Here is a 10,019-nt window from a genome sequence, read left to right on the forward strand (position 1 = left end):
AGCGACGGCGGGCTAGAGGTTGCTGTCCTCGCCGTCCTTGGCGAGGTCCAGGCCGCGGGCCTTCATCCAGGGCATCGGGTCGACTGCCTTGTCGTCGATCCGGACCTCGAAGTGGCAGTGCGGGCCGGTCGAGTCGCCGGTGCTGCCGACCAGCGAGATGACCTCGCCGGCGGTCACCTTCTGGCCTTCGTGCACCAGCAGCTTGGAGTTGTGCCCGTAGCGAGTCTTCACGCCGTTGCCGTGGTCGATCTCGACCAGGTTGCCGTAGCCGCCATACCAGCGGGCGATGCTCACCACACCGTCATTGGAGGCGTGGACCTGGGAACCGTACGGCGCGGCGATGTCGACGCCGGCGTGCAGGACGCCCCAGCGGATACCGAAGAGCGAACTCAACGGGCCCTGCGCTGGCTTCAGCCAGGTGACACTCGACTTCGGCTTGGGAGCTGCCGTACGAGCCTGCGAACGGGAGGCGCGGTCGTTGCCGCGGGCGTTCGCTGAGCTGACACTGGAGGACGCGGTGCTGTTCTGGTGCACGTCGACGCCGGGCGGACCGGAGGCGGTGATGTTGGCAATGGCCGGAAGTGCGCCACCGGCACTGAACGCGACCACGCCAGCACCGACAACGGCGCTGGTCACAACGATCGCGTACCGACTGCGGGTGTCAATGGTCGCGCGGTGGCGGCCGTGATGACGTGCCATGGGTTTGCGATGGTGCACGTGACACCCTTCGTTCCACGCCCGGCCGGTGTTACAGCTGCCAGCCTGGCCTTTTCACGCGCGGCACCGCGGAGTTAACCGTCTGAGCCGGGGGAAGTCGCGCTGCCGATGCTCTGTCTCGGCACTGGCCGACCCTAGCACCCACTTTTTCGGGCGCCCCGCGCCCCTGTCGGCGTGTCCGAAAATTCACGTCGTGACCTGCGATATCAGCACGTCGGGGCGGCCATTCGAGCGATGATCATCGGCCATGCGGCGGGCGTATGGCCGATGGTAAGAACGCACTCGTACGTACGCACGCGGCGTTGCCGAATGTGGCCAACGCCATTAGTCGCACATCGTTGCGTTGAACGACCGTTAAGGGTGCGGCCAGAGGCATTAAGCTGACCGGAAGAACGAGCTGGGAGGTTCGCGATGGCCGGACGGATCCGGGTGGTGGTCGCCAAGCCGGGGCTGGACGGGCACGACCGGGGAGCGAAGGTGGTCGCGCGGGCGCTGCGTGACGCCGGGATGGAAGTCATCTACACCGGCCTGCACCAGACGCCCGAGCAGATCGTCGAGACGGTGATCCAGGAGGACGCGGACGCGGTCGGGCTGTCCGTCCTGTCGGGTGCGCACATGACGCTGTTCACCAAGGTGACGGATCTGCTGAAGGAGCGCGGCGCGGACGACGTGGTGGTGTTCGGCGGCGGGATCATCCCGGACGGGGACATCGCCGAGCTGCAGCGGCTCGGAGTGGCCAAGATCTTCACGCCGGGTGCGGCCACTATGACCGAGATCGTCGAGTGGGTAAGGGCGAACGTCGCCTCACCGGCCCCCGCCTGACCCTTTTGTCGCGACGGCAGTGGTTCGGCAGTGCGTAGCGGGACAATTCATGGTCCATAAGGAGTGGACTATGGCTGTCTCGGGGAAACAAGTCGACCGCACCGACCTTCCATCCGACCTGCCGGTGGTGCTGACCCGGATCCGGCCTTTCGGGGGCCGAAGTTCGGGGATCGCGCTGACGGTGGCGGTCGTGTTGGTGGTGAGCCAGTTCCTGTGGACCGGGGCGGCAGACGCTCTGTTTTATGGGATAGCAAGCATCTTGCCGCGGGTGGTGATCGTGGCCGCCGTCGTGCTGATGGCGCTGGGGCGGGGGCTCTGGCGGCGTCGATGGCCGATCGGGCCGATCTTCGGCGCCGACTCGCACGGGATCTGGTGGCGGCAGCGCCGGTGGCTGCTCTCGGTCAGCGTCTCGTGGCTGCCCTGGTCGGCTGTCACGTCCACGGACCTGGGAGCGCGTTGGTACGGCCGGCGGGTCTTCGTGGTGGAAACCTCCACGACTCCGTCGAGGCTGGTCATTCCGGTCGCCGGTGTGCGGTGGGATGGGATTCCGCTTCGTTATGGCCCCGCCTGGCACGCAGCGTTGGGAGCACTCAGGGGCGGTCAGCTCAGTGCGAAGCCGCTGGTGACCGATGCGTACGAGCAACAACCTGTGACGGACCTTCCGCGTCGCGACTTTCCAGTGGTCTTGATGGCGCGCTTCACCGGAAATCGCGGTCCGCTGATGGCCGGCGGCGCCATCCTGTTCGGCGCCCTGTTCTTCGGTGGCGGAGTAGGTCTGCTGTCGCTGGTCGACCCGGTCATGCTGCCAAGAATCGGGTTTCTGGTAGTCGCCTGCTTGGTCGTGACTGTCGTGGTGACCGCGGCGACGGTCGCGGTCCGGCGCGGCTCGCCGCTCCCGACCGCCGTTTTCGCCGCTGACGAGACCGGCGTCTGGTATCGGTCCTATCTCGGGGGCCGCCGGTCGCCGCTGCGGCACTGCCGCTGGGCCGACATTGGCTGGATCGGCGAGCGCAGGTCCGGGCCGACGGTCAGCCTGGTGCTCGGCGCGTACGGCCGCAGGTTGCCCGGCGCCGGCCCGTCTGGCCAGGTGCGCATCGACGTTTCCGGCGCGCGGTGGCGGGGCGTGGACGCGCGTGGCGCGGAGTATCTGCCGGGTCTGCAGGCCCGACTGCACCACCTGTCCGGCGGCCGGACGCCAGTTTTCGCCCCGCCTCCCGCGACCCTGATGCGCTACCCCACAGCACCCGCCCAGCGGCCAGTCGACGCCCGCACTATCGAACCCATCGCTGCGCAGTCGGCGCCCGGCTCGTACGCACCGCCAGTGGACGACTGGGCTCGGCCAGTCGACCCGCCTCACTCGCACTGAGAACCATTTTCGACGTACCAGGGCCGCCCGAAGCGGCCAAGGCGACGGGTGGCCAAAGACCTGTGGCTGAGTGCGATCGGCCACACGAGGGTGGTCACGTGTCGAGCAGGTCACGCCGGGTCGATAGTCTCCGGAACAGTCCGTACACCCCACTTGTACGGGCCTGTCACCGGCGAGAAGACGAGGCGGTACGGCAGTGGATCTGTACGAATACCAGGCGCGGGACCTGTTCGCCAAGCATGGCGTCCCGGTGCTGGACGGGGCGGTCGCGGACACCGCCGAGCAGGCGCGCGAGATCGCCGAGAGGTTCGGCGGGCACGTGGTCGTCAAAGCGCAGGTGAAGGTCGGTGGCCGGGGCAAGGCCGGCGGGGTGAAGCTGGCCAGCGACCCGGCTGACGCGGCCGAGAAGGCCGGCCAGATCCTCGGGATGGACATCAAGGGCCACACCGTGCACCGGGTGCTCATCGCGCAGAGCGCGGAGATCGCCGAGGAATACTACGTGTCGTTCCTGCTCGATCGCTCCAACCGCACTTTCCTGGCGATGGCCAGCGTCGAGGGCGGCGTGGAGATCGAGGTGGTCGCGGCGACCAAGCCCGAAGCGCTCGCGCGGATCCCGATCAGCGCGATCGAGGGCGTCGACGAGGCGAAGGCACGTGAGATCGCGCAGGCCGCGAAGTTCCCCGCCGAGCTGATCGACCCGATCGCGCATGTGCTGGTGAAACTCTGGGAGGTCTTCACCACCGAGGACGCCACCTTGGTCGAGGTGAACCCGCTGGTCAAGACAAAGGACGGCAAGGTCCTCGCGCTGGACGGCAAGGTCACCCTCGACGACAACGCCGAGTTCCGGCAGGCCGACCACGCGGCGCTGGAAGACTCCGCGTCGGCGGACCCGCTGGAGGCCAAGGCCAAGGCGCTGAACCTGAACTACGTCAAGCTGGACGGAGAGGTCGGGATCATCGGCAACGGCGCCGGCCTGGTGATGTCCACCTTGGACGTGGTCGCGTACGCGGGCGAGAAACACGGCGTCAAGCCGGCGAACTTCCTGGACATCGGCGGCGGCGCGTCAGCAGAGGTGATGGCCAACGGGCTGTCGGTGGTGCTCGGTGACGCGGACGTACGCAGCGTCTTCGTGAACGTTTTCGGCGGCATCACCGCCTGCGACGCGGTCGCCGACGGGATCGTGGCCGCACTCAAGATTCTCGGCGCCGAGGCGACCAAGCCCCTGGTCGTACGGCTCGACGGCAACAACGTGGTGGAAGGGCGCCGGATCCTCACCGAGGCCGCGCATCCACTGGTGACGCTGGTGGACACGATGGACGACGCGGCCGCCAAGGCCGCCGAGCTTGCGGCAGTGGGAGCCTAGGTCATGGCGATTTTCCTGAATGAGAACAGCAAAGTCATCGTCCAGGGGATGACCGGCTCGGAGGGGATGAAGCACACCCCGCGGATGCTGCGCGCCGGCACCACCGTGGTCGGTGGCGTCAACCCGCGCAAGGCCGGCCAGAAGGTGGACTTCGACGGCAGCTCGCTGCCGGTCTTCGGCACCGTCGCCGACGCGATGGCCGAGACCGGTGCGGACACCACGGTGATCTTCGTGCCGCCGGCTTTCGCCAAGAGCGCGATGCTGGAGGCCATCGACGCCGGCATCGGACTCGCGGTGGTCATCACCGAGGGCATCCCGGTGCACGACTCCGCCACCGCGTGGGCGCACGCTGTCGCGACCGGCAACAAGACCCGGGTGATCGGCCCGAACTGTCCCGGCATCGCGAGCCCCGGCAAGTCCAACGCGGGCATCATCCCGGCCGACATCACCGGGCCCGGCTCGATCGGGTTGGTCTCCAAGTCGGGCACCCTGACGTACCAGATGATGTACGAGCTGCGGGACATCGGCTTCTCGACGGCCGTGGGCATCGGCGGTGACCCGGTCATCGGGACCACCCACATCGACGCGCTGCAGGCCTTCGAGGACGACCCGGAGACCTCCGCGATCGTGATGATCGGCGAGATCGGCGGCGACGCCGAGGAGCGTGCCGCCGCGTACATCAAGGAGCACATCACCAAGCCGGTCGTCGGCTACGTGGCCGGTTTCACCGCTCCCGAAGGCAAGACGATGGGCCACGCGGGCGCGATCGTGTCCGGCTCGTCCGGCACCGCCCAGGCCAAGAAGGACGCCCTGGAGGCGGCCGGCGTGACCGTCGGCAAGACGCCGAGCGAGACGGCCCGGCTGCTCCGCGATCGCGTCAAGTAGTTCGGCTTTTCAGCGGCTCCCGGCAACAGAACCATGTCGCCGGGACCCGCTTGTCGTACGCGACCGGCTGCGCAGCCGGATTCCGATGGCAGCATTTGTCCACAGGCCCAGTCCCGTACGTAGTAGGGACCGGCGTGTCCGGGCGATCTTCGGCGCGTACGGCTGTCAGAGTGGATCGAGTGACCGACCTGCTGGAGCCGGGAGCGGCCGCTTCGGGCCCACGTACGACCGGCGAGATCCCCAAACCCGACCCTGAGCGGCGGCCGGTGCCGTTGTGGCTGGCCGCGGTGAGTACGACCGGATGGGCCGTACTCACCGGCATGGGCCCGTTGGTCGCGGTGATCCTGCTGGTCTGGGTGGCGGATTCCTCGAACGGGTCGCGCGCGGTCGACGCCTTCCGGGTCGGCATCGGCGTGTGGCTGCTCGCGCACGGCGCGACATTGCAGGTCGGCGGCGTGTTGGTAGGCCTCGCCCCGCTGCTGGTGACCGGGATGGCCGGCTGGCAGGTGGTCCGGGCCGGCGCCAACGCGGCCCGCGCGGTCGGCGCCAACGGGCTCGCGATGGGCGCTCAGGTCGTCGCGGCGGTGGCCAGTTGCTACACGGTGGTCGGCGCGGTCGCCGCGGTGGCGGTGCTCGGCAGCCCGGCGCAGGTGCCGGTGTTGCCGGCGGTCAGCGCGGTGGCGGCGCTGGGCCTGCTGGGCAGCGCGATCGGCGTGCTGCGGGTGCCGGACATCCGCCGCGACCTGCTCCGCAGATTCCCGGCGCCGATGCTCTCGGTGGTCCGGGCCGGCACCGCCGCCGCGGTCGCGGTGCTCGGCGCCGGAGCGGTCGTCGCGGCCGCCGGGATGGTGCTGAACTGGCAGCGTACGGTCACGCTGATGGCTGGCCTGGACGACGGGCCGATCGGCGTGATCGGTCTCTGGGTAGTCTGCGTTTTGTACGTACCGACGGTGGCGATCTGGGGCGCGTCGTACGTGCTCGGACCCGGGTTTGCGGTGGGCGCGGGCACCCACGTCGGTCTGTCCGGTGTCGCGCTGGGTCCGCTGCCGGCCGTACCGCTGCTCGGTGGCATCCCGGCGGCAGCGGCGCCATGGCCGGCGTACGCGCTGCTGGCCCTGCCGGTGGCGGCCGGTGTCGGTGCCGCATTGATGGTCCGCCGATCCCATCCGGGTGCCGCGACGGTGCCGCGGTTCGCGTCAGCCGCGCTGACCGGTCTGGTGGCTGGCGTTTTGCTCGCAGCGGCGGCGCTGGCGGCCGGTGGCCCGCTCGGGTCGGCCCGGTTGGCCGAAGTCGGGCCGTCCGGGTGGCACGTCGGTGTCATTGGTGGGCTGGAGGTTGCGCTCGGCGCGGTCGGGTTGGTCGGCTTTGAGTACGCGCGCGACTGGGCGCTGCGCCGGTGGGCAGGCTCCCGCAGCGAGAAACCCGAAGCTGACCCGGTTGATTCAGCGGACTCCGCGGAGCAGCCCACCGAACCGGTCCAGCCGGTCCAGCCCACCGAGCCCATCCAGTCGGTCGAAGCCGAAGAGCCGGCCGAGCCCACGCTCGCTCAGTCGACGCAGCTTGAGCCCACGGTTGTCGAGGCCGCGATGGTTGAGCACCCCGAGGGTGTCGAGCCCACCGCGGACACCGAGATTCCGCAGGCCTGACGGAACAGCAAAAGGCGCCGCCGGACCTCGCGGTCTCCGGCGGCGCCTTTGGCTTGAGGCTTGGAAGTCTCTTGAGATTTAGTAACCGCTGGTCGGGATAGCGCTCAGCGCGGTGATCTGGATAATGACGCTGATGATCGTGCAGATGCAGCTGAGACCCCAGAGACAGCCACCCACGATGTAGCCGATCTTCTTCCACTTGTGCGCGCTCGCGAACTCGACCGAGGCGCCGGCGGAGTCACCGCGCGAGAGCAGGTCCTTGCCCCGGTTGTTGGCGATGATCACCGCGATGAAGAACGGCCAGCAGAGAATGAACGACAGCACGAGCTGGCCGACGCTGACCTCGCCGGTCGGGCCGTTCGGAAGACCCCCGCCGCCACCGCCGTAGCCGCCACCACCGGAGTAGGGGGGCTGGCCGCCATAGCCACCGCCACCTGACTGCGGCGGTTGGCCGTAGCCACCCGGCTGTTGCGGCTGTTGGCCGTAGCCGCCTGGCTGCTGGCCGTATGGATCCTGGCCCTGGCCGTATGCCATTTCGAGAACTCCTTGGCGGTCTAGACGGTGACCTTGCCGATCGACCGTCAGTTATCGCTTTACCGCTGCGCAGCGTACAGGTTGTCTATGACGGCCTGTCGCGACGGGCTGGGCCTGTCGCATGCGGCTACACCAGCGAGGACACAGCGTAACCGCACCCCGCCAGAATCACCTGTTCTGACTCACGCATTGATGCACTTTCCGCGAGTTGTCGCCGGCGTTGAGCGCGCATTTGCCCATTGGGCTGTTCCAAAGGGCGATTGCCGCGATCAGCGCACCAGTGCTGACCAGCACCGCGCAGGCGCCGAGAATGACCCCGGTCAACGCCATCCCGCGGCCGCGCGCGCGGCCGTCGGCCACCAGCCGTACGCCGATGACTCCCACGATGAGGGCCGGGATGCCGAGGTAGAAGCCGCTGAAGAAGCAGCTGAGCAACAGGCCGGCGATCCCAAGGAGCAGCGCGAGGATGCCCAGCCCGGCCGAACCGGCCGCGGTTGGTACGGCCACCGGCCGCGGCTGGGCCGGCTGCGTGAACGGCGGTGTGGCCGGCCAGGCCGGCGCCGTGCGTACGGTCGCGGACCCGGACGCCGGATGCCCGTACGCGGGACGCCCCGACACCGGTTGTCCGGACACCGGGTGCCCGGACACCGGCTGGGCGGAGGTGGGAATTCCGGAGACTGGCGGCCCGGATACCGGGTAGCCAGATACTGGATAAACAGTGCCGGGGCGACCAGAGACTGGCTGGCCAGAGACCGGAAGTCCAGACACTGGCTGGCCAGACACCGGAAGTCCAGACACCGGTAGTCCGGAGACCGGTCGACCGGGCGCCGGAGGCGCTGATACCGGCGGAGGTGGAGGGGGCGGTCGCACCGGCGCGACTGGTGGTGCGGCCGACGTACCCGGGCGAGCCGGCAGTGCGGTCGTCGGTTGCGCCGGCGGAACACTCCCCGGCTGGGTGACCTGCGGCGGCGCCGGTTGAGGGCCCTGGGAGGGTACGGCTGGTATCTCCGGCGGCTGCTGCCCTGGCGCTGGGGCCGCCGGCTGCTGTCCCGGCGCTGGGGGCGGTGGAGCTGCCTGCGGTTGTTGGCCCTCGGGCGGTCCGACCGCCGGCGGCTGTGCCGATCGACCAGGCGATGGGGTGGCCGGTGGGGTTCGTGATGGCTCGTCCGGCGGTGGTGTCGCCTGGGGTGGCGCGGACGGCGACGGCTGCGCCGCTGCCGCTGGCTGGCCCTGCGGTGCTGCCGGGGTGGACGAAGGCTGCTGTGTCGCCCCCGACTGCTGCGATGGTGTTGCCGCGGTGGGCGGCGGCGCTGTTCCGGGCACCGGCTGGGGCTGCTCCGGCGTTGGCTGCGAGGACGGCAGCTGAGCGGCCGGCGCCGGAGCTTGCCACGATGGCGGACCTGCTGCATCCGGCGCGTTCTCAGCTGGCGCCGGCGCTGAGGGTGCCGTCGCTTCGGCCGCACTCGGCTGGACGGGCGTGCTGGGCAGCCTTGGGGCAGGGCTCTGCGGCGCTGGTGCCGGCGTCGGGCTCTGCGGTGGCGTGGTCGGCGGGGGTGGCGATGCGTCCGGTGTCTCGGTCGAGCCGGGCTGCGCTGGAGCGCTGGGCTGCGCTGCGGCCGGCGTCTGACCTGGAGCGGACTGCGCAGGGGCGGTTGGCGGTGCGGCCGCCGGTGGAGTCGGTTGTGGCGCCGGACCGCCCTGTGAGGGGCCCGGCGGTCGCGTGGGGTCGGGCTGCGGCGCAGTGCTGGCCGGTGGGCTCGGCGGAGCCGCGGGATCAGCCTGCGGTACCGGTGTTTCGGCTGGTGGCGGCGGGGTGGGAGTGGGCCTGGGACGCGGCCGGGCCGGCGGGGTGGCGGGCGTACGTGCCGGGATGGGCGCTGCCACCGGCGGGGGTGGCGAGCTGGGCTTGGGCGCTGGTGCTGGCGGCGCTGTGGGTGGCTCGGCGGCGCTGGTGGTTTTGTCGCCCGGCGTAGCGGTCCCAGCGTCGGCCGTTGGCAGGTCGGCGACAGGGACGTCCGGCAGTGCGATCAGCTCGGTCGGATCGTCGTACGTGCCGTCGGCGTTGGCGACCGGCAACGTGATCTGCTCGGTCGGGCCGTTGTACGTGCCGTCGGCGTTGGCGACGGGCAGCGTGATCTGTTCGGTCGGGTCGTTGTAAGAGGCCGGTGTGGCTGGCGGTGCGGTTCCCCCGGCCGATGCCGTCTGGTCCGGTCGAGCCGGAGCCGGAGCCGGAGCCGGAGCCGGAGCCGGAGCCGTGGGTGGGGTCTGGGACGCAGGTGGGGGCGGTGGGGTGGGCCGCGAAATCTGTACGGTCTCGGCGCTTGCCGGTTGTGGGCGCGCGGCCGGGGGCGGGCTGCTGGCAGTTGGCGGAGAAGGCCGCTCCGCGCTCTTGGCTGCCGTGTCCTGCGGCGCACCGGCGGTCTCGTTGGTCGCCGTGGTCGATGGCACTGGTACGGCCGCGGTCTCGGCTTCGGGCGTACCAGCCGGAACAACGGTCTCCAGATCCAGATCCGCGGAAGCTGCCGGAGCGGGAGTGGCAGCGGCCGGTGGCACGGTGGTCGGCTGGTCGGAGGTTGGTGCGGACGAGGACGGCGGCGTGGCCGGGGGTACCGACTGCTCGGACCGGGGTGAATCCGGTGTCGGCGAGTTCGGATCGGTCATGCTCTCTGAGGTCCCTTCGACGCGT

General features: G+C 70.1%; 12 protein-coding genes and 1 pseudogene. 10 read left to right on the plus strand and 3 right to left on the minus strand.

Annotated elements, in window-relative coordinates; genetic code table 11:
- Nucleotides 1–12 precede the first annotated feature (12 nt).
- Nucleotides 13–699 (minus strand): M23 family metallopeptidase, encoded by a 687-nt coding sequence (locus ABD301_RS09180; RefSeq protein ID WP_344308904.1) that lies wholly within the window; start codon nt 697–699, stop codon nt 13–15.
- A 429-nt stretch (nt 700–1,128) separates the two neighbouring features.
- On the opposite strand from ABD301_RS09180, the gene icmB reads away from it, so the two are divergent.
- From icmB to ABD301_RS09205, 5 genes are all read left to right on the plus strand, one after another.
- Nucleotides 1,129–1,539: a coenzyme B12-dependent isobutyryl CoA mutase small subunit gene (gene icmB / locus ABD301_RS09185; protein WP_344308906.1), complete on the plus strand. Its 411-nt coding sequence runs from the start codon at nt 1,129–1,131 to the stop codon at nt 1,537–1,539.
- A gap of 70 nt (nt 1,540–1,609) precedes the next feature.
- Entirely contained in the window at nt 1,610–2,905 is a 1,296-nt protein-coding gene (locus ABD301_RS09190; protein WP_344308908.1) for a hypothetical protein, read from the plus strand.
- Between the two features lie 196 nt (nt 2,906–3,101).
- Complete coding sequence (gene sucC, locus ABD301_RS09195; RefSeq protein WP_344308911.1) at nt 3,102–4,268, plus strand: ADP-forming succinate--CoA ligase subunit beta; 1,167 nt, start codon at nt 3,102–3,104, stop codon at nt 4,266–4,268.
- 3 nt (nt 4,269–4,271) lie between these two features.
- Nucleotides 4,272–5,153, plus strand: coding sequence for a succinate--CoA ligase subunit alpha (gene sucD / locus ABD301_RS09200; RefSeq protein ID WP_163570576.1), 882 nt, complete (start codon nt 4,272–4,274; stop codon nt 5,151–5,153).
- A 179-nt stretch (nt 5,154–5,332) separates the two neighbouring features.
- The gene (locus ABD301_RS09205; protein ID WP_344308914.1) at nt 5,333–6,799 is read left to right on the plus strand and encodes a cell division protein PerM; all 1,467 of its coding nucleotides are present in this window, start codon (nt 5,333–5,335) and stop codon (nt 6,797–6,799) included.
- 78 nt (nt 6,800–6,877) lie between these two features.
- On the opposite strand, the gene ABD301_RS09210 is transcribed toward ABD301_RS09205, so the two are convergent.
- Together ABD301_RS09210 and ABD301_RS09215 are read right to left on the minus strand one after the other, a co-directional pair.
- The gene (locus tag ABD301_RS09210; RefSeq protein WP_279581654.1) at nt 6,878–7,333 is read right to left on the minus strand and encodes a hypothetical protein; all 456 of its coding nucleotides are present in this window, start codon (nt 7,331–7,333) and stop codon (nt 6,878–6,880) included.
- Between the two features lie 168 nt (nt 7,334–7,501).
- Nucleotides 7,502–7,951: a DUF4190 domain-containing protein gene (locus ABD301_RS09215; RefSeq protein WP_344308915.1), complete on the minus strand. Its 450-nt coding sequence runs from the start codon at nt 7,949–7,951 to the stop codon at nt 7,502–7,504.
- A 309-nt stretch (nt 7,952–8,260) separates the two neighbouring features.
- Between ABD301_RS09215 and ABD301_RS09220 the strand changes: the two genes are divergently transcribed.
- The 5 genes and pseudogenes from ABD301_RS09220 to ABD301_RS09240 form a co-directional block, all read left to right on the plus strand.
- Nucleotides 8,261–8,491, plus strand: coding sequence for a hypothetical protein (locus tag ABD301_RS09220; protein WP_344308917.1), 231 nt, complete (start codon nt 8,261–8,263; stop codon nt 8,489–8,491).
- Nucleotides 8,472–8,699: a hypothetical protein gene (locus ABD301_RS09225; RefSeq protein ID WP_163570565.1), complete on the plus strand. Its 228-nt coding sequence runs from the start codon at nt 8,472–8,474 to the stop codon at nt 8,697–8,699. The genes ABD301_RS09220 and ABD301_RS09225 overlap by 20 nt, the downstream gene beginning before the upstream one ends.
- Before the next feature lie 111 nt (nt 8,700–8,810).
- Nucleotides 8,811–8,960 carry a hypothetical protein gene (locus ABD301_RS09230; protein ID WP_344308919.1) on the plus strand — a complete coding sequence of 50 codons (150 nt, stop codon included), beginning with the start codon at nt 8,811–8,813 and terminating at the stop codon, nt 8,958–8,960.
- Between the two features lie 186 nt (nt 8,961–9,146).
- The gene (locus ABD301_RS09235) at nt 9,147–9,491 is read left to right on the plus strand and encodes a hypothetical protein (RefSeq protein WP_344308921.1); all 345 of its coding nucleotides are present in this window, start codon (nt 9,147–9,149) and stop codon (nt 9,489–9,491) included.
- Between the two features lie 132 nt (nt 9,492–9,623).
- Nucleotides 9,624–10,019: pseudogene (locus ABD301_RS09240) on the plus strand (hypothetical protein); the annotation flags it as partial.

It is taken from the genome of Fodinicola feengrottensis (assembly GCF_039530045.1).
Taxonomy (GTDB): domain Bacteria; phylum Actinomycetota; class Actinomycetes; order Mycobacteriales; family HKI-0501; genus Fodinicola; species Fodinicola feengrottensis.